This window comes from Rhizobium skierniewicense, from assembly GCF_014196515.1.
Taxonomy (GTDB): Bacteria; Pseudomonadota; Alphaproteobacteria; order Rhizobiales; family Rhizobiaceae; genus Agrobacterium; species Agrobacterium skierniewicense.
This window is the reverse complement of the sequence record NZ_JACIDV010000008.1, coordinates 76,780-97,286: the sequence shown is the minus strand read 5'-3', so window position 1 is coordinate 97,286 and position 20,507 is coordinate 76,780. Positions and strand designations below refer to the sequence as shown.

General features: G+C 55.3%; 12 protein-coding genes and 2 pseudogenes. 4 read left to right on the top strand and 10 right to left on the bottom strand.

The features are described 5' to 3' along the window. Positions 1-210 precede the first annotated feature (210 nt). Positions 211-3,534: a hypothetical protein gene (locus GGQ73_RS14305; protein WP_183896878.1), complete on the bottom strand. Its 3,324-nt coding sequence runs from the start codon at positions 3,532-3,534 to the stop codon at positions 211-213. A gap of 604 nt (positions 3,535-4,138) precedes the next feature. On the opposite strand from GGQ73_RS14305, the gene GGQ73_RS14300 reads away from it, so the two are divergent. After that, positions 4,139-5,098: a hypothetical protein gene (locus tag GGQ73_RS14300; protein WP_183896877.1), complete on the top strand. Its 960-nt coding sequence runs from the start codon at positions 4,139-4,141 to the stop codon at positions 5,096-5,098. A gap of 195 nt (positions 5,099-5,293) precedes the next feature. On the opposite strand, the gene GGQ73_RS14295 is transcribed toward GGQ73_RS14300, so the two are convergent. The 3 genes from GGQ73_RS14295 to GGQ73_RS14285 are packed head-to-tail and all read right to left on the bottom strand — an operon-like array spanning position 5,294 to position 8,662. Beyond that, positions 5,294-7,183 carry a hypothetical protein gene (locus GGQ73_RS14295; RefSeq protein ID WP_183896876.1) on the bottom strand — a complete coding sequence of 630 codons (1,890 nt, stop codon included), beginning with the start codon at positions 7,181-7,183 and terminating at the stop codon, positions 5,294-5,296. Position 7,184: 1 nt separating this feature from the next. Next, positions 7,185-7,661, bottom strand: coding sequence for an ABC-three component system middle component 2 (locus tag GGQ73_RS14290; protein ID WP_183896875.1), 477 nt, complete (start codon positions 7,659-7,661; stop codon positions 7,185-7,187). Further along, on the bottom strand, positions 7,661-8,662 hold the full coding sequence (locus tag GGQ73_RS14285) for an ABC-three component system protein (protein WP_183896874.1): 1,002 nt from the start codon (positions 8,660-8,662) through the stop codon (positions 7,661-7,663). The genes GGQ73_RS14290 and GGQ73_RS14285 overlap by 1 nt, the downstream gene beginning before the upstream one ends. Positions 8,663-8,904: 242 nt before the next feature. Here GGQ73_RS14285 and tnpA point away from each other — a divergent pair, with 242 nt between their 5' ends. The 3 genes and pseudogenes from tnpA to tnpC form a co-directional block, all read left to right on the top strand. Next, positions 8,905-9,291, top strand: a complete 387-nt coding sequence (tnpA, locus tag GGQ73_RS14280; protein WP_183896873.1) for an IS66-like element accessory protein TnpA — start codon at positions 8,905-8,907, stop codon at positions 9,289-9,291. Beyond that, positions 9,288-9,485 (top strand): annotated as a pseudogene (tnpB, locus tag GGQ73_RS14275) (IS66 family insertion sequence element accessory protein TnpB); the annotation flags it as partial. The gene tnpA and the pseudogene tnpB, both read left to right, overlap by 4 nt. Next, positions 9,428-10,483: pseudogene (gene tnpC / locus GGQ73_RS14270) on the top strand (IS66 family transposase); the annotation flags it as partial. The pseudogenes tnpB and tnpC, both read left to right, overlap by 58 nt. On the opposite strand, the gene nhaA reads toward tnpC, so the two are convergent. The 6 genes from nhaA to GGQ73_RS14240 form a co-directional block, all read right to left on the bottom strand. After that, positions 10,452-11,639 (bottom strand): Na+/H+ antiporter NhaA, encoded by a 1,188-nt coding sequence (gene nhaA / locus GGQ73_RS14265; protein WP_183896871.1) that lies wholly within the window; start codon positions 11,637-11,639, stop codon positions 10,452-10,454. The pseudogene tnpC and the gene nhaA overlap by 32 nt on opposite strands. Before the next feature lie 649 nt (positions 11,640-12,288). After that, positions 12,289-14,532 (bottom strand): AAA family ATPase, encoded by a 2,244-nt coding sequence (locus GGQ73_RS14260; protein ID WP_183896870.1) that lies wholly within the window; start codon positions 14,530-14,532, stop codon positions 12,289-12,291. 396 nt (positions 14,533-14,928) lie between these two features. Next, positions 14,929-15,366 carry a hypothetical protein gene (locus tag GGQ73_RS14255; RefSeq protein ID WP_183896869.1) on the bottom strand — a complete coding sequence of 146 codons (438 nt, stop codon included), beginning with the start codon at positions 15,364-15,366 and terminating at the stop codon, positions 14,929-14,931. After that, positions 15,359-17,680 carry a hypothetical protein gene (locus GGQ73_RS14250; RefSeq protein WP_183896868.1) on the bottom strand — a complete coding sequence of 774 codons (2,322 nt, stop codon included), beginning with the start codon at positions 17,678-17,680 and terminating at the stop codon, positions 15,359-15,361. Before GGQ73_RS14250 ends, GGQ73_RS14255 begins: the two co-directional genes overlap by 8 nt. A 162-nt stretch (positions 17,681-17,842) precedes the next feature. After that, entirely contained in the window at positions 17,843-19,153 is a 1,311-nt protein-coding gene (locus GGQ73_RS14245; RefSeq protein WP_183896867.1) for a site-specific integrase, read from the bottom strand. A 1-nt stretch (position 19,154) separates the two neighbouring features. Further along, a complete protein-coding gene (locus tag GGQ73_RS14240) occupies positions 19,155-20,345 on the bottom strand; it encodes a site-specific integrase (RefSeq protein ID WP_183896866.1) in 1,191 nt (396 codons plus the stop codon). Between the last annotated feature and the right edge of the window lie 162 nt (positions 20,346-20,507).

Below are 20,507 nucleotides of genomic sequence, written 5' to 3'. Positions count from 1 at the left end.
CAGTATCCGCCAACAGGAGACATTGAGCTGCGTCGCGGTTAACGGCTGTAATGGGGCCGGAACCAGACTGACCACTTTCAGCGTCCATATCGAGGACGCGGGCGTTCAGGTTAGCCAGGCCAAGGTCTCAAGCTGGCCCGAAGCGGTCACTCGTGTGCTTACGCTAGCCAATCCTTCGCCGATCAAAACCACCGCCAATCCGGACATCACTTACTCGAGGCGTAAGGATTTTAGCCATTCCAGCGTTTTGAGGACGGGCGCATTCGGCTGGTCCGCTGGGATAAAGGGCGGTTCATCCAAATCCAAGACTGAGGCCACGATATCATTGGTGGTGATTTCCCAGGCGTTAATGACGGTCAGATTGTGCTTGCCTATAGGCAGGTCGAAAATAGGTTCGGGCTGCGCCAGCTTGTTTGGCAAGTGGGCAGGAAACAGCACGTACCGACCGTGACGCGAATAGTCCGCGACGAACCGATCGAGGTTCTGTGTTGAATTCGGGTACATGCGATTGATGCGTGACACAAATCCGATGATATTCCCCTCCGATATTGGAACATTGTCCGGATTTTGACTGACCATCACGGCATAAGCAGCGGGATAATCGCGCGATATGCCGCGAACGATAGTAATTTTGAGATCGTCTTTAACGTCGTCATCGCCATACCGCTTACGCCATGACTTGAAGATGTCTTTAGCAACCGAAGAATTCTCGTACGCGAGTCCCAGCATGGGAGGCGGCATGTCGGGGCCGGGCGGGGACCACATGAAGAAGGTGCCGTTCCATTTCGCCTTGTCCCACTTCTGCATATCGATAGGCGAGAGCCAGCGCGTCTTAGAGTGCTTGCCTTTGGCCGCATCGCGCATTTCTTTGGGCGCAAGGCCTTCGCCGCGCTGTGTGTTGCCAAACGATTTGATCGCCTCGGGAGCTGGTGCGGGGGGCCATACTTTCGTGCGTTTGACCTCATAGGTGGGGTCGGCAGGATCGATCCAATCAGCGAGAGAAAGCTGCGCGCGATCACCGTGCAGATTAGCGAGCATGACTGGAACGTTCGAGAACGTCAGCGCGCGATCTAGGGCGCGTTCATCTTCGAACAGCGCCTTACCCCACGCCTCGGCATCCTGAGGCGCGGCGAAGCGAAGGAAGATTTCGAGAACCGCATCACTCATCCAATGCGGAAACGATAGCGCATCCTCTTTGGTCTTGTATTCCATGACCATGCGATGCGCGATCGTGCCGATGGGCTCGCCGTCAACATCGGCAAACGTCAGAACGGGGCTGAGTCCGACGGTGTCGGACGGCGTAACCCGCAGTTGCAAGTGATCCACCTGAGGCAACATGCGATGATCGAGACTCGTCGCTAGCAAGGCTTCCAGTGACCCGAGGACAGCCTCGCCAATGCCGATGGAGACTAGATTGTTGGCACAAGCCAACTCGATGCGGCATCCGAGCACGTTGGACGAGAGCGTAACGGTTTCCCCAAGGGCTAAGTCTGGAGCAGGGTAGTCCGCTTTCACGCCGTAATCACGCAGGTCTCGCATGAAGATCTCTGCGCCTTCGGGGGTCTCTTGTTCCGGTATCCAGCCCTCCGTTCTCAGGATGTCTTCATTTCCCATCAGGTAGAGAAGAGCGGTGCGCGACATTGGCAATGCGAGCCGTTCGAGCGCATCAGGAAGCTGAGCGATCTCGCTCAATTTATCGAGGGGAGTTTGCAGAAGCAGCGATGCGATCTGCATCATGTGCGACTCTTGCACCTTGTTGAGGCGGCGGCGCTGCCCGTCCGTGCGTGCTTGGGCAGTACAAACGATCATTTCGAGCTCGTGCGCGCTCAGGATCTGTGGAACTCGACCGAGTTTGAATTCCGTGTCGAAGTACCTGGACAAGACCGAGGACCGCAACGCGCCAATGCTGCCGTATCTTTTGAAGGCGAAGAATTCCTGACTGACGGCGGCGAGGGTGTAATTCCTTGCAGCCCACGGAAGGCCGACTTGTTCGAAGGCGAATCCTGCGCCTAGCAACGCATCGATGAGCTCGTCCCCGTACTCCTCCTTGATGAGCAGCGCGACGGCACGGCCGAACCAGCGGATGGCGTCATAGGGCAATCCCTTCGCAAGCTTCTGATACGCCCTTTGAACATTCTTCCTTGCAGCCTCGCCTTGGCCGCTGCGTGCCGCGAGGGCATCGGTGATGGTCTCGAACAGCGTGTCGAATTCGTCGCTGTCAGCGATGAATTCGCCGATTTGTGTGAGGGCATCTGCGATGCTCGTGAACGGGAATGTTCCTAGCCCTTCGGCTCGTTTGATAACGTCGGTGAACGAGACCCAGATGTTCTTCAGCGGGTCGTCGCGATGCTCAACACCTTTTTCGGAGACACGAGTCATCAGCAACATGGCTTCAGCATGTAGCGCGTTGTTGGGCCGATTGGTCTGCACCATCAGAGCTTCCAGCGCGGACTTGAGTGCAGCGGTGCGGTTCTTGAGCTTTCCTTTCGATGCGTCCATCGAGCCCGTGTGCACGCTCATGCGTATCAGGGGCAGAAGATTGCTTAGACGCTCCAAGTCAATTGCATCGTCAGAACCGAAAGCGAGACGTTCGACATCGTCGTAGAGTTCAGACGTGCGAAGGTGGTCCTCATGCCAGAAATGGGAGGTCCATGCCCACTCGTAGGCAATAGCGAGTTCAAGTTTTTTGATGTGGTTATCTCGCGCGAGACGGAGTGCGCGATCGAAACGCCCGTTCACTTCGGCGCTCGAATGCTCCAATCCTCGAGCCAGAAGCGCAGCACGTCGCGCATCTTCGACCAGCGCGACAGTTTGCCCCTGATACTGCGAACCATCAGCGATCTTTGCCTCAAGGGCATCCAGCTCCGCCGCGCGCTTGGTATCATTCGGCCCCAGCTTCTTGGTCTGCTTCTCCGTGCCCTTGCCAACGCCAAGCTCCTCGACGGCAATCGCCATACTGTCGTGCTTGAAGACGCGGTCGAGGAGCCATGTGCGATCCAGAATGGTGACTGGAATGCCATGTTCCTTAAAAAGCTCGTCTTGAAGGTCGGCAGACTTCTTCGCGGGGACGAACTGGTTCGTGACGCAGATGACTTGATCGTAGTCACGTTTGGTACCGGCGATGGCGGCGACGTCAGACTTGATTTTTGAGCGCCAAGTCTTCTTGGCACTGAATGCGAAAGCCTTGCGCTCGCCGGCCTTGTCATTGTCGGGCACGAACCAGCGCGTAGAGATTTCACTCGACACGGGAAATGTCTCTGCGTCGGTCTTACCGTCGCCCCCGCCAACCGGACCCGTCTGAGGACGAATATTCGGCGCGATGAATTTCTCGCAAAGGCGCTGAGCGAAGTTCTCGAATGCGGTTTCGCCTTTCTGATTGGTAAGCGTTTCGAGGTGGTATGACAACACCTCGCGCTCGACCTCATATTCCACTTCCGACACCGAGTCGGAGAACAGGTCGGGGTGGCGGTCACGCATGTAACGCGACGGAGCATACTTGGGTTTTTCGGATGCGGTATTTGTTGATTCGGTCATAGGCCAAGAATATAGGATGCCGCACCACATTAAGAAATGTGGATGACTATGGCATGGGTACAAATCCCCAACGTTCTATACTTCTCGAACTCAAGCAGACCCTGCTTTCCTGAGCCCCGTCGTCAGGAGCGGCCGACTCGCTCTGCCCCCTTCAGGCACCGCTAATGCCCACGGGCAATGACCCTTATGCTGCCTCTAAGTGGTCTGGCGGCTCTCGGCACATCTATCGAAACTCCCGCACGACCGAAATGAGGGCGCGAAGCTGCGCCATCGCGTTTGGTCGCCTATCACCTCTTGGGGCCAACTGCTGTCTCGGCAACTTTGCGCCAGGAACGGACCCCGATGGATCAGGCTGGGCTGACACGTGTCCAACAATCTCGTTGTGCCTGAAAACACTCTGATGGTAGAAAAAGTATCAGGAGCGTTGCACAAAATACAGTTAGAGCGGTCTTGGAGGGGATTTCATGGCTTAAGGAAAAGAAGCTGTTGAGCCAACTTGGCATCGTACCTCCTGTTGATTACTTACTGCGCTGCTTGGTCGATTTTATCTCTACGTATGTCAACTAAATCGATTTGAATACTGCAGGCGCGGATAGGGGTGAGAATGAAAACGATGACTGACGGCAGACACAAAGGGCTCTTCTTCGAGGCGATAAATCAGAAATTCAACAAATGCTTGTGTCCGGACATGGGTTGCGAAAAACCTGCAATTCGTGCTCACTCCGTCCAGAAGTCGACGGCTCTATCTTTCATTGAAGAAGATAAGCACGTCTACGGCCTAAAGATAAATTTCGCTGGTGCGAAACCCGTCTGCGAATTTGAGAGGGTCGGCCGTAACAATGCGTCTACATTCACGGGATTCTGCAATCGACACGACACGGAAATCTTCCGTCCTATCGATACCAAACTACTCGATCTGGAAAATGCCGAGCAACTATTTTTAATAGCGTATCGCTCTTTAACGCGGGAACTACATGCCATTTTAGAAGGTGCAGCGAAACTGCAATTTACCCACGAGACCAATGTAAAACTGGGGCTGGTCAATCCCAATGACAGAACCATGTCAGCTATTGCACCCGTCGAAGCTATGCACAAAGCATGGATGACGTGGCGGTATCGCCTCGACCACTATGACACGAACATGCTGAAAGGCCGCTTCGGAGAAATAACGCATTCGATTTTCGTGATCTCGGATCGCGCCGCAGTGCTGGCGTCGTCGTCGTTCTTTCCAACCATCGAAAATCCAAAAGACAATAAAATGCCGCGCATTGCATTGAATATGATCCCGCTTTCAGGGAGTGAAACGGCGGTGATTTTCAGCTATCCCAAAGCGCAGTCAGCAAACGCCAGGAAATACATTGCGCCCGTTATGCTGAAGAGGGGCGAAGAGCGATTGCTCGCGCTTTCTACTTTGGCGCTTGATACGACGGAGAATTTTTTCCTTCGACCGTCGCATGTTGATAGCTGGTCGGCCGAGAAAAAAAACCTCATTCAAGAATCTTACTTCTCTACGGTCACGAAAGGTGCATTCCTCAAAGCGCAACCGGAATACATGCTTTTTTAAGTGTTTCCGCCCTGCGTAGGGGCAATCGTTTAATTGAGCCCCTAATGGAACCGACCAAAATTCGGTGGCACGCGACCCTTCGTCAAAAGACGACGTCCATATCATCCGAATGTCGAAAGGCAGGATCATCCATAGTTGGTGCTGACCAGGCAGGGTTGAAGAGAAGCACCTAAGGTCACGGAGGATTGCCGATTTCTACAGAAGTCCGCTTCGCTGGCTTGTGGGACTACGACCACTCACGGAAACAGGGCCGCTGAAGGTCGTCACCATTGCGTCTGGGCCGAGCTTGAAGGGCGGCGGATCGTTCTCGACTATGATGAATTGCGCGTGCGACGATTGCCGTTCGAGATATTCGTAGAAATACGTGTTTAGCCCGGCGTTCTTTACCTGCTGTTCGTCCGCAGAAAGCTCGCCGTGCCTCGATGTGTGGGGGTCACGATAGCTTAGGAGCGGGCTGTCGAGCGCCACGATACCAGGATGCGGCAGATTATGCTCACGGCAGAAGATCAGGACGCCAATCTTGAAGGCTGCGTTCATAAGCGCACGGACGCCCTTGCCGTTGCTTCCTCGATCCGAACCGTTCAGGAGGATGTCGTGCTTCTCCGAGAAGGAGACCACGGGTTCGCCGGGGAACTGCCACTCGTGGAGTATTGATTGTACCGTCATGGCGAACTCGTGCCCCAGCGGGCCGCTGATTCCAGGAACAACTGGGTCGGAGGTTTTCACAGCCTTGAAGGACTCGAGCTCTTGCCTCCTGACTTTCAGACTGTCGATACGCCTTTTCAAGGCAAGACCATCCTTGATCCTCTGCCGCGCTTGGTCGATCTCTTCGTAGGACTTTCTAGCTTGGACTTCGGCAGGTCGGGCACCGGCGATCCTGATTTCGGCTTGAGCGAGCTGCTCTTGTATTTGAGCTGCTCGAGCTACCAGTCCTTCCCACTCCGCGGTCAGTGATCGGACGGTGAGCTTGAGATCGGAACTCTCACCTCGTATTTTGACAATCTCTGCGACCACCGCAGCCCGCGACAGCTCAACAACCTCAAGACCGTGCGCCTCATGTTGATGGGCGGGGTCGGCTCCACATAGAGGGCAGGGTCGGCGAGCGCCAGCCATAAGGGCAGCCGCGCCTTCCTCAAGAGCTTCGAGCCTCTCCATATCGCTGTTGTAGACGTTTTCAAGCAGCCCAAAGCGGTCGACGGTTGAATTGATCGAAGCGATGCGGAAGTGGAGGTTCTCGAGTTCGTCCTTAGCCCGACGGCGGCCCTGCACAAGGAGGTCGAGACGCTGCTGCGCTGCCGAAAGGGTGGTATGGTAGGCGCGCAGCGAAGCCGTCAGACGCTCATTCTGCGCTGCGAGATCCAACTCGTCTATGGCATCGTCTTGGGGAAATAATTTCGCAAGCTCAGCCTGCGTGCTAGCGATCATTTCGTCGACGATCTCTATCTTCCCGGAATTCGCAGTCCTCTGCTCCTTGGTGCTCTTCGAGACCACCACGGCGCTGTCGTCGATGCCTGAAAGAATGAATTTGAGGACATTGCGATCCAGCGTCTCACTGTTCCGCTCCGATATCCTAATCGGAGCAGCCTCCGACATCATCGGAGTTTCCTCCGTAAACATATAGCGGGCCAAGTGCCGGACGCTGAACCCGACTTTGTCGCCGGATAACGTCGATGCGATCTGCTTGCCCTGAATGCCGACCTGGTCAAGGAGGTATCCGGATAAACTATCTGTCCCAGAAGAGTGGGTAGCCGACAGTGTTCCTTCTGGATCCGTCCCGAGCGCGTTTTCGACGGGGTCAGCGTATACGGCGAAGCTGCCGCCTCTCGGTGACCGCGACAAGGTCGTCGCGCCAGAGCGGGGGAGATCCAATTCAATCCAGCAGCGGTCGTATCCTTGAAGCTGTGCGATTCCAGGCAGCGGCGTTCCACCGCCGAACATGAAGTCCAGCGATTTGATCATGAAAGACTTACCGGCGTTGGACGCTCCCCATAGAACGTTCAGCCCCGGAACGAACGGGAGATCCTTCAGCGCCTTCTCCGGCCCCGTGAACGCAAGGCGTTTGATGACGATCCGATCAGCAGCCATATCAAGCCCCGCCCTTGGTGCCGAAGGACTCACCCCAGTCGCCAAGTCTCTCCCGCGCGTATTCCTTGAACCCTTCTTTCGAGCGACGTCTGACTTCCGTCGCGAGCCGGACAGCGCACGTCTTGAGATGCTCGGAGTATTTGGTTTCGAGAAGCTCGACATACGATGCCGCGTCGTCCGAAGCCCTCCAGACGAAGCCGTTGTCGTCAGTTGCCTTTTCGACAAGATGACACCGGCGCATGAGGTCGAGCCCAGCCTCTACTAGCCTTCTTCGAACAAGGAGTTCCCCTTTCCGGCCAGGCACGTCGGCATGAAGAGATTTGGGGCCGCCAATATCCGCGGAATGGACGACGATGTGATCGAAGAGAACCATCTCGGAAAGGTCGGCGGCCACTGGACGCAGGTTCTCGAGCACGACGACGGCGCGTATGCCTGCCTCGAGCTGCGAGTTGAACAGTTCCCCGAATTCTTCCGACATTAGTCCCACTTCAGTTTTCCGTCGCTGGCGAGATGGTGACACATCCCTTGGCGAACAGGACCTCGCGCAATCTTTCCACGCAGATCTGTGGGAACCAACAGTGCGTGGTTAAGAACGGCATCGACGCGATCGAGCTTTGTAGAGTGCGATCGCTCGTATGCATCTATGACGCTATCGTAGATATCTTTCTTGAACGTTTCCACCGCACCTGGCGCAGTATTGTCTCTGTGAAATCTTTCAAAGGCGGCGGCCTCGAAAAATCTGGTTCTCTGTCGCCTGAGGTGTCTTCCATGTTCGGGATGGGAGAGGACGTCATCAGTAGAAAAGAAGGGTTTGCCTGCGAATTCACTGTAAACCTGCGTCAACTGTGCCAGATAGGTCAACTCGCTGACTGCAATCTCGTCCGGCATCGTACCCTCCGGCGCGTCGCCGGGAAGGAGATTGAACAGCTTGCTCATCGCCGGGTTCGCATCCGGGTCTTTGGCGAGCCTTGCCGCGGAATAGTAGTCTACCTGCTTGAAGTCGAAACTTGCGATAGCCGCGGAAACGGCCGTGCTGAGTGGAATGTCTACCTTTGCCGTAATCGATTTCCGGCAGTACTGATCCCATCCCGCGACTAACGCGGGAGCGATTGTCGAAGGATTCAAAAGGAGGTCTTGCACCGGCCCGACAACTCCCCGCGGTGCCACAAATAAAAATTCCCGCGGCATCGTCTTGTAGGTGCCTGTCGTGTGATGGTGGAAAACCTTTCCAAGTTCAGCGAGGAATTCTGGCATCCCAAGCTTGGCTCCATGCGTTTTCCGCTTGCATTGATACAGATCCCAGTCAGCCTCGTGCAGATCATCAGAGCAGAACCCGACAACATCGCGACCCTTGTCATTCGCCTTCCCAAGCGTTTCGACACGAAGATACTTCGTCGCCTTCCGGGTGAGCCATATGTCTATGAACTCTTCAAGGAGTTTGTCATCGAGTTCCTGGATTTTTACCGCGAGACCAGCCATGCGACTCCATCCCATTTTCACGGAATCGCTCTAGCAGTTACTTCCACGCAAGGATATTTAAATCCTTTAGATTCCTCTAATTTTCCGCAGGACTTTTGGACGCCACGCGTTCTGTGACGCGTAAAGGCGACGGATGCATAGTCTGCATCGGGATGCTCCGTAACCGGTGTCCCGCTCCCACGTTGTTCTGTCCGTCCTAATCTGTGATCCGCTTTCCATGGATGAGCAAAGGGAGTTTCTCCATGGAGAGTACGTTGGAGTTTCTCACGACCAGAAAGTCTGGGCGTGAACAGCAGCGGCATTGGCCAGACGACGTCAAGGCGCAGATTGTTTCAGAGAGCCTTCGGCCCGGAGCGTTGGTGAATAAAGTGGCAGAGCGACATGGCCTGAAGCCGAACCACCTTTCCACTTGGCGGACGATGGCACGGCAGGGCAAGCTGGTTTTGCCTCCACCCGAGGATGCGATGGAGTTTGCAGCGGTGATCGTCGATCCGCCCGTTGTGGAGCCGCCCCTCAAGAAGGCCAGCCGTCCCGAGATCGTCATCGGCGCTATCACGATCCGCTTGGAAGAAGGCGCGTCCGCCTCCCGGATCGCCGCTGTTGCACGTGCCTGTGCGGTTCCTGCATGATCTTTCCCTCGAACCGGGTTCGGATCATGGTGGCGACCAAGCCTGTCGATTTCCGCAAGGGTCACGATGGATTGGCGGCGCTGGTCAAGAATGAACTGCACAAGGACCCATTCACGGGGACGGTCTTCGTATTCCGATCACGCAAGGCGGACCGATTGAAGCTGATCTACTGGGATGGCAGCGGTCTGGTGATGGCCTACATCTGCCGCTTTATCGGCAGGCACAGATCATGAGCCGCCAGGGTATCGATCTCGACCGTTCGACGCTCGCCGATTGGGTCGGGCGGGCGGCATTCGAACTCCGTCCAGTCTTTGATGCTCTGATCGCCGACCTGAAGCGCTCTACCAAGCTGTTCATGGACGAGACCCGCGCCCCGGTTCTCGATCCCGGCTCGCGCAAGACCAAGACCGGATACTTCTGGGCGCTGGCGCGGGATGATCGCCCATGGGGCGGCGGCGCTCCACCGGGCGTGGCCTTCACCTACGCTCTTGGTCGAGGGGGCCTTCATGCCGAGCGGATATTGCAAGGCTTCTCCGGCATCCTGCAGGTGGATGGCTATGCCGGATACAACAGACTGATCGCACCAGAGCGCATTGGCCCAAACATTCGGCTTGCCTATTGCTGGGCCCACGCACGGCGCAAGCTGGTGGAGATCACGCGCAACGGATCAGCACCCATTGCCGAGGACGGCGTCAAACGGATCGGGGAGCTGTATCGCATTGAAGCCGAGCTACGAGGCCGTGATTCAAAGGCTCGTCTTGCTGGACGACAGGAACGCTCAGCGCCGGTCGTCGCCGACATGCAGGCCTGGCTTGCCCATCACCGTAGCCGTGTCGCGACCAAGTCCCCGCTTGGCGAGGCCTTGGCCTACATCAACAAATACTGGGATGGTTTGAAGCTCTTCCTGACAGACGGCCGCATCGAGATCGACAACAATACGGTTGAGCGGACCATCAGGCCGATTGCGTTGAACCGGAAGAACGCTCTCTTCGCGGGACACGATGCGGGAGCGGAGAACTGGGCGACAATCGCCTCACTCATCGAAACCTGCAAGCTCAATGCTGTCGATCCGTTCGCCTACATGAGCGCCACCCTGACCGCCATCGCCAACGGCCACAAGCAGAGTCAGATCGATGACCTGCTACCGTGGAGCGCCCGATTTAAGTCTCGGATCGACGGCCAAATGCGGTGAGCAAAACCGCACCGATCAAGCCCGATGTTAGTGAACCCAGCAGAATACCGATTTTCACGTGATCCTGTACATCAGGATCGTTGAATGCCAGCAGTCCGATAAACAGAGACATGGTGAAGCCGATACCGCACAAGAGTGCTACCCCGGCCATCTGTCCCCAGCTCGCTTGTGCAGGAAGCTCGGCAAGTTTGAGGTTCACGAGAATTGCAACCGTGCCAAGAACGCCGACCAGTTTTCCGAGCAGCAGCCCGGCGGCGACACCCATGGTCAGCGGCTCGGTGACAATTGACATGGAAACCCCGGCAAACGAGACACCAGCATTGGCAAACCCGAAGATCGGGACGATGGCAAACGCCACGGGCTTGTGAAGATGGTGCTCCAGCTTATGCAAAGGAGATTGTGCATGAGTGGCTTCCGGAGTGCCCGGCGTGAGTTTCAGCGGAATCGTCAGCGCCAATACAACACCCGCCAGCGTAGCATGGACACCGGATGAGAACACCAGAACCCAGAGCACTGCACCCAGCATCAGGTAGGGCCACAATGCTTTCACGCCCATCCGGTTAAAAATGATTAGGTTGCCGACGACAATAGCCGCGCCGGAAAGTGCCAGCAGGTTGAGGTCGGCGGTATAGAACAGTGCAATTACGATGACTGCCCCGAGATCATCGATGATTGCCAACGCGGCTAGAAAGATTTTCAGCGATGCCGGGACACGTTTCCCGAACAGCGACAGCACGCCGAGCGCAAAAGCGATATCGGTCGCCGTCGGAATGGCCCATCCCCTGAGCGCGGACGCATCGTTCCAGTTAAAGTAAATGTAGAACAGCGCCGGAAACACCATCCCTCCGGCGGCGGCGGCTCCTGGGAGGATACGTCTGCTCCAGGTCGATAGCTGGCCGTCCAGCATCTCTCGCTTTATTTCCAGTCCTACCAGCAAGAAGAAGACAGCCATCAGTGCGTCATTGATCCAGTGCTGGATGCTGAGCGGCCCGATATAGACATGAAGGATATTGAAATACGCGTCCGCCAAGGGCGAATTCGCTGTCGCGATTGCCAGTGCGGCAACGAACATCAGGATGACACCGCCTGATGCCTCGTTATCGAGAAAGTGGCGGAGAGTGGATTGAATGCGGCCCTTGGACATCGTTGAAGACATGGGTTCGCGCTCCTTGTGAGAGGTTGATCGTAGTCTCCGTGGATTTCGGGGGAACCCGCAGCACCGCAGCACGCGCTGTGGGCAATATTTAGCGACTATCTGTGCTGATTTCTACAAAATTCGACCCGCATGAGCCAGATATGCGCCATCAAGTGATCAAGCATGATCCTGTGAAATGCCCGCGCCGCAATTGCATGTTTGTTAGGGGTGCGAATTCAATGTGCCAGCGGCACACCGCTTACGATGCTCCCGTTGTGCGGGAAACATATCAAATCGAAGAAGCTGAGGAGTATCCCCCTACCATTCGACGGAGAGCCGCGGACTTGTTCCGGTCAGGCCTTACATTAGTGCGCCATGCTGTGAGACAGAGACGGCGGTCCAACGGCATCGCGCAAACGACTCCAAACTATCGATTTCACTAGAGCGTCGAGAGTGACATGAAGACGAAGCCTGTCAACGGCGTTGCCGTCCTTCTCTTCGTTTCGGCCTTCGGTGACCGGCTCCGTATTCATGTCCTTATGTAGGTATCGGGACGGGGAACATCTTAGGATCGCGCTGTGCGCGATGTTCGATCCTCTGGAGGATCGAACAAGGAACATGGGTTTGTGGACACGTTTTCAAGCTCCATGCAGCCGGAAGGGTCCGCTCGCTAAGTAAGATAAGGGGCCTCTGGTTCGATGTGGAACACCAGACCGCAGCCCCTGAATGTAGTTCTAGCCACAGACTCGATCGTTTCTCGGATTAAGTCAGGATCGCCAACAAGCACCGCCGTATTCTCAGCGCGGGTGACGGCAGTGTAGAGCATTGTTCGGTCGAGCAAAGGGGAGGGAGTGATGGGCACGATTACAGTGTCAAATGACGAACCCTGCGCCTTATGAATCGTGATCGCCCACCCGAGAGCGAGTTTTTCAACATCCGACCGGGTGATGAAGTCAGAGCTTCCGTCGTCCAAGGAAAGAAGACAGCGCCCGTCAACGAGTCGAGGGATGCCAAGTGATCCGTTGAAAAAACCGTTAAAACGAGGCTCTCCGGTCGTTGGATCGATGACCGCCTTTCCCTTGGCATCGACGACGGGTGCCTTCCTATAGTCGTTCTTAAGCCAAATGAGGCGGGAACCCTCGTGAAATCCCCAGTCCTCAACCGGTACTTGTTTAACCATGAATTCGCTTTCGATATCCCTACTGAGATCTCTGGCTCCCGCCGGTCCGGAATTGATCTGCGTCACGATCTGAACGTCACGTTTCCACAGAGCGTCGGCGAAGCCAGCTCGTGGCGGAGGTCCTACCATCGCTCGGAAGACTTTGCGGACGGCAGTGGGCACATCCCCGGTTCGGCAAGGTACGAGAAAGACCCCTGGCCTGTGTGCAAAAGCAAAGTCGAAGGTCTGAAACGTCGGTAAGGATCCATGCCGGATGGCAGAGGCAACGAACGGAATCCCGGTGTTCTCTGCCTGGCGATGGACGAGATCAAGTTTTACCTGTGGAACGTGCGGGGACGTGACGAGCTTCTGAAACGGCAATCCCGGCCCGATCGGAGGGAGTTGTCCGGGGTCCCCGACGAAAAGAACTCGTACGTCCTCTCCCAGCTTGGAAAGGACGCGGTAGACATTGGGTGTATCGAGCATGCTCGCCTCGTCGAACACAATCAGCCCCTCTTCCATCCTCACACCAGTGTCGAACGCCGTGAGCAGCCGAGCCAGCGTCCATGCTTCCTTTCTTGTTGCCAGCGCCATACGACGGGCCGCCCGTCCGGAGAGGGCGACGAGACGAATGCGTGCGTCGGATGTCTCGTCGTGTATCGGTTCTTCGCATTCGACGATCGCGCGCAGTGCCGCGGTCTTTCCCGTTCCCGCGCCGCCTGTAAGAATACTTGCCGAGCCGGACGCGACCATGAACACGGCATCGCGTTGTTTATCGGTAAGTTCAAAGCGCTGGAGTGCAGCGAGGTTTCGAAGCGTTGTTAAGATACTGTCGCTTTCAACCTTTCGGGCTAACTTGAGTCGAAGGCCGATCTGCCTCTCGATCTCCCGCTCCATGAACTCGCAGCCGCGCAATTGTAAGGAGTCTTCAGCAACGTTGACGATTAATCCAGACTCGATCGCAACATGGAGTGCTCGACGAGGATCGGCTCCCGATCCAATAACTGCCTGGGTGGCTCGAAGGGCCTCTTTCCGAGAGAGCAACATGTGTCCCTTCTTGAGAGCCGTGGTTAAAGCCTGCTCGGCTCCCGCAACGAGACGCCGGGCGTCGTTTTTTAAAACTCCCATTCTTAGGGCTTGGTCATCCACCGACGACCAGGGTTCGAGAAGGGTGAGCGAGTAGGGGTTCGACTTGATCTTGGCGATGGCGGCTCGCCCCCACAGCCTCGCCGCAGCGCCGGCGGTCTGCGGGGAGGTCCCGTACTTGTCGAGTTCTTTGAAGACTTCCAGATTTTCCGCAAAACCAGCGAACTCCGCGACGATCGTCGCTGCACGCTCTATGCCGCAGACGCTTGCGAGCGTTGCAACGTCGGCGCTCTGGATGGTGTCGTAGAGGGCGATACCAAACCTCGTCCACAAAAGCTCGGCCGTGGCCCAGCCGACTCCCACAAAGCGAGGATTGACGGCAAGAAACCTCACAATTGACTTGCCACTTGGTAGTAAAGGTAACGCAACGGTAGCATAGGTCTGGTCACCGTAAACAGGGTGGACTCGCCGGCTTCCGGATATCCGCCAAGTCTCGCCTTCGCGTGGAGAATCCGCAAACAGCCGGCCCGGAACCAAAGCGCGAACGAGATTTTCGAACTTGTCGCGACCAATGAGGATGATATCCCCGGCAGCAGAAGGATGAATGGATGTTACAACAACCTCCATCGTGTGCTCTCGGGGAGTCTCGGATGCTGTTTTGCTGGTCAAGGCAGTCGACCTGTTTCGATGAGGAGAGCCTCAAGCCTTAAAAGCCGCTCAAGTCGTTGTCTTAAAGAACGGTTCTCCGCAGTGGTTCGCAATAGTTTTTCCTCTATGGCGTGCAACTGAGCGTCGCTCGAGCTTCTTTGTTCGCGCTTGAGCTCGCCCTGAGCCAAAAGATCGAGATTGGCAACGCGATCGTCCTCGTCCGCCCTAGCGAGCAGGTTTGCGCACCGCGGGTTGGTTCTAAAAACCTGCCTGTCGAAACCGCATGCTCGTGCGACGAGCGTCTTATTAAGTTCCGTTCCACGACGGGGCAGGGGACGCCCAGTCATGGCCTCCAAGTACTCGACCAACGAGTCCACATGCTCCTGGGCGATCATGGTGCCGTTCTTGCCTGTGCGGTCAGTCAGCCTGTTTTCCTCTCGACTGAAGTATCGAGGCTTCCTTTTCCAAATCATCGAAGACTTCAGCATGCCGGCGCATATACTCCTGCATCTTGATCCTACCCGCTTCTGTCATGATGCTGGTTAGCTTCCACAAAGCAGACGATAGAACCCATTTCTGGTGTTTAAGACGCTCTTCGTTAGCCCTACTCCTCGCCAGCTCAATCGATAAGGTTTCAACATCGAGAACATCGATGCCCTCTAATTTTGATCGGAGCTGATCCTGCTGTACAATCGCGGCCTTCACGAGAAGATCTCTGCTTCTAACGCGGCATAAATCACTAGCGTGCTTGAACGCGCCGCCTGAATGCCGAACAACGGCCCCGAGTGTAATTTTCCTATCATCCGCAAGCATCTTTTGAAGGATCTCGGCGAGTAGGGCGTCCTTGTCAGCCACGCGGAGGCTTTCTGGGAAGAATGTCTTCCTCATCTTCTACCGGTAAGAAGAGATCGTCCCCATTCGCAAAGACCTTGCTACCTGGCGCGGCGGCAATCGCAGCTTGCGTGCCTTCGATCTGCACATTCACATGGGATAGCTGGCTTTGCCAACCGAGAGTGCGTCGTGCCTCGGGGATTTCGAGGATAGCGTCTCGCTGAATCTCGAACCCTTCCAAGAGGTCGTCAAGTCGTTGAGCCTCGGCGGGGTCGGAGGTCCGTGTCAGATGCTCGCAACGGCGAAAGCATTCTAGATGACGTGGACACGGCGCCGCTACGAAATTCGAGGTGCACGCTCCAAGTGGGGTGATAGTGAACCCAGCCACAGCGCCGGCCAGATACCGAACAGCCGCTTTATCGCCTTTTTCGCGCTGGATTTTGCGAAATTGCTCCACCTTCAGGCCGCCGATGCTGTCGCGAAGGATCTCGGCGATCATCTCGCGCTGCGTATCATCGAGAAGCTCGTCTTCCTCGACGCCTATGTCCATCTCCTCGAGAACCTTTGACAAAGTCGTGTGATCATACTGAGCCGTTCGTTTCAACGTGTGACGTCCAAAAAACTTGGCGTTGATAACGTCGGAGACGTGGTTGCAGAACAGAACGTCACTGAGAAGATGTCTGAACTCGAGGGTGTTGACGCACAGGGAGCTGCCGTCTTCGCCAAGGTAGCGGCGAAAAATCGAGTTCGGATTGCTACCATCAAGAGCGAGATCGATGTCTCCGTAGTCAGCTCTCCCAAACGCATAGTAGCGTTCGACATCCAGCACGCCTCGATTTCGGCCCTCGACCAAGTTTCGGACGGGCATAAGAAACAGCATATCATGTGTGCCGTAACGTCGATCTCCTTGCATCACGAGCGAGTTAAGTTCCGGCGATTTTGTTACCAGCTCGCATTGTAGTGCGTCCTCGACTTCGCCGACGCGAAAATAGCATGAGAACCAGTTTTTGTTCTTCCCGAGGATAGGGGTGCCATGATGATCGTATGGTTGGAAGCTTTTTCGTGAGAAGAACGATATGACAGTATGCGAGACGCGACCGCACGACTCCTGATAGTCGCGCAAGGATTTTAAATGCTCGAAATCAAGGCTCTTCCGATAGGCCGCCACGACTTCTGGTGGGAGCTCGCAGTCAGCATATTTGAGGTTTCCGGTGAGGCGAGAGAAAATTTCCATCGCTGGGACGATCTCGTGTCGACCGTATTCGGGAAGCAGCCGGCCCGAAGCTGCCTGCGCAGCCAAGCGTTCCCGAGCAGGTGCCGTGACGCGTCGAACATCGTCGACCGTGTCTTCAAATATCCTCTGAAAAAGCAATGGTACGTTTTGACTTGTTTCATAGAGCGCCGCGCTTCCACGATTACTTTCTGACTCCTTTTTGAGACCAAAATATCGAAAGAACACCTCCCTCGAAACGCCGCCGCCAAGGGCAGGCGGGTTGCCGTCACTGTCAAGGTATTCACGCCAGGAAAGGCAATTGACCGGCGCTCCTAGGACCTCTTCGGCGCGAAGTCCCGTCACGATCATCAGCTTGATTGCAGAGAATCGTATCCAGTCGGAGACGTTGTGCGGCTCCATTGCGAATACGATATCGACAATCATGAAATATGATCTCTTGTCGGGCAGCTTTTCCGGAGAGCGCCGATCTGATAGTCGATCCAGAATCTGATTGCTGGCATGTCGGTCGTTTTGATACGCCTTTCTGGATCGCACGCGCTCTTCGCCCGCGGCATCATCGTAGGCAACGCAATACTTCCCGAGAGCTGGGACCTCTGCGAGTCGCAGTTGGTCGAAATAGACTTTAATCGTGGTGGAGAGATCCAAGGCACTCTTGCCGGATGCCCCTATGCCAAGAGCGACATTATAGGCACGGCGGACGGTTGAGGGCTCTAGTTGCCACGGCGGCGTAGGGCCGCTCTCGGCCGCTATGATCCTGATCATGAGCAAATGCCGCTGCACTTGTGCAGGCCTGTTGACCTTGACGAAAATCTGGTCGATGATGACTGCCATCATTAGGTCGATCCACGGTTCCGCCGGTGCCTTGCAAAAAATCGGGTCAAGTCTCTGTCTTGCCCTAATTATGTTCATCAAATCCAAGGTCTTTTCATCTGGCATCGTCCGAGAAAAAGAAGGGCCGTTTTGACGCGATCCTGCCATCCTTCCAAGTTCCAATCGGTGGCCCTTCACGATGTTGCCCACTGCGTCGACGGAAATATTCCAAGAGACGTTTTTCTTTTCTGCTAATTCTCTGGAATCGTTAATGAAACGTGCGAACTCCTTCATTTCGAAGCTCGTAGAGAAAGTGCCTTGATCACAGCTTTCACATTCTTGATGGTCCATCCAAGCTGATTAAAGGCAGGGGTGCCGGAGTGCCAGTTACCATGGCTCTGAAACTGCTGAACGACACGCGTTAATCCGACCTCCACTTCCCGATGTACTTCAATGTCAGCACTCGGGATGAAGCGGTCGCAGTCGTAGCATGCGGTAACCGGGCTGCGCGCGCACAAGCTCTGGCCATTGGCGCAGCCACCAACTACTCCGGTAGCGAACCCATGTGGCACGCCTCTTACCAGTTTGCAGTGCGAGCAGTTCCTCTTTTGTCAAGAACCGAGAAGCGTGTTTCGCTGGGAGGTCTTGGTGGAAAGGCGAGAGCCCGAGAGCATCGTTTATTATCTTTCCTTGTGATGGAGAGGCGTCGATGTAGAGCTGAGCGATCTTTCCGCTCGTTTGACACAAAAAGTCCATGATCTGCGCAGCAGTAGCTCCATTGTCCGCGAGCCTTTGCGCCGCAGTGTGACGCAAGTCAGTAGCGCTCCTCTCGATCGCAAGAGAGGCCAGCGCTTGACTTGTCTCGGACGTCACCTGTCTTGGTGTTAGACGCAATAGGTATCGCCTGGATTCCGTACCTCCTGTGGTGAGATTCCGCTTATTTCGACCTGATAACTCACGAAAGATTGAAACCCATTCCTTCTTGATCGAGCGAATGCTCACACGTCGGACGGTTCCGCGCGGCTGCTTGAGATATGGAACCGTTATGTGCATCGTGCCGTCGTCGAAAAACTCCATTTCGTTCTCTAAAAGTCGAGCGGACTGTCCTGGTCGTAGCCCATGCTGAAATCCAAGTACAAGAAGCGCGGCTTGAATGACCTCCGCTAATGCTGTCGTGTCAGAGACTTCGGCGCTAAAATGATCGAGGTAATTGACTACTCGTGACTGCTCGTCCTGCCGCAGATAGCTTGCACCGGCTCTGATCTTTGCGAACCTGTCCTTAGCTGGGCTACGGATCGAGTGACGAATCCTGACGGCGTCGCACGGTCTCCAATGCGCTATCTCATTCGACGCTAGGACATGCAGGAACGAGCGTATCGCGCTGGCCATTTCGTAGGTCACGAACGGCTTGATCGTAAAATTCCAGCATCGAGCGAGCTCCAGCGGATCGAGCAGTATAAGTTCCTTTAACTTGTCGTTTCCGCACTCACGGACGAATGCGGTCATCCCTGCGAACTGTATCGTAGCAGTCGTTGGTTTTACCTTTCGGACCCATTCGCTGATAACCACCCTCATCGTCTTGGCTGCGTCACCGAAAACCTGCAGATTACAGCAGTGGACATCACCGCCGATCATAATTCTCACGGTATCGCACCCTTCGATATCTTCAATTATCCGCTCCTTGCAGGCGAAGTCGTCATAGTAAGATAGCCGTTTGGGGAGCTTAGGAAGTCGGAGTTCCTGAAAACCGGATGGAAGCGTCTCCATTTCAATCTTCCTCAGATGAGCAGAGCCCGGCTGCTCGCAAAACGTCGACGCTGGCGTCCAACGCCGCGTCCCATACTTTCGCATTCTCCGATTCAAAATACGCGCGGGCGTAGTGGAGGGGCATTTCGGAGTCTTTGTCCCACCCGAAGTACACGCGCATCATTCTCATGATTTCGTCGTGATGCGTACCTTTGGCATGGTGCGCTTTCATGCGACCGACCGCACAGGTATGGCGCAAATGATGGCAAGAAGCTTTGTCGAGTTGTTGCTGCGCGAGCGCAGCTTTTGCGTCCTCGGAAAGCGCTTTCGACGCAACCTCGAAGATATTATTCAATTGCCGCGTCGAGATTGGACGTCTTTTCTGCGACACAAAGAGAAACGGCGTAGTGGTCGGTGGCCGTACTTCGATTTCGTAGCGCCGGATTAGCTTGTATAAATATTCCGGAATGAAAATCTGACGGCGCGACTGGATCGTTTTTAAAGAAGGGCGCTGCGCTCGTTCGTCTTCTACGCCCGTCTCCACTACATTTATGCGATAGACCATTCGGTCCAGCCGACGGTCGAATTCGGAAATGATGTCGTTAGTGGTCGCAAGAGCGAGCTCACTTCGCCGGAGTCCGCACCTCAGAAGGATTAAGAAGATTAGGTAGTTGCGAAACTTGACGACAAATGTGCGGAAAGGATTTCGCGGGGACCCTGGATCGAAGATTTTACCAAGCTCCACGATCACAATCGGAGGAAGAGAGCGAATGGCGGCTGCCGATGCTTCTCGTCCCAACGCGGTATTCTTGTGAAAGTCGTCGATCTCAGCGAGTGCAGCCTGCAAATCACGTGTGTTAGCCTTCGGATGCCAGCTCGCCATAGCTTCTGAGATGAAGGATTTGGAGCGGTGGAAAGTTTTGCTCATGTTGGTGTCGTTGGACCGTGCTTCATTGCGTAAGCGATGAAACAATGCATCTAAAGCTACTTCTAGCTTCTCCAAATCGCAGTGCGTCATGAAACGATCAAGGGAGCCGGGGCCGAATAGCTCGTCTGTAACCTCATACAGCCGCTCGGCGCTACGAAGCCGTCTCCTGATGACGTCCTCGCTCAAATTCAGAGGCCAAAGTTCAGACCACAAGGTTGCCCACAGTCGCGGTCCGCCGTCCACGTCAACGCACGCGACCATTCCGTCAAGATTAATAACACTCATGCGTCACCTCCGGTTGGGCTCAATATTGCGCTGAGTGAGTGAATTCGCAAGCTTTAAAAGCAAGACTAAGTAATTGTGAACATTGACAAAACATCTTAAATAATTATGTTGGCAAGCAGTCATCTGGGATCTTTTGGTTGCAGATCGTATACAGTATCAGGT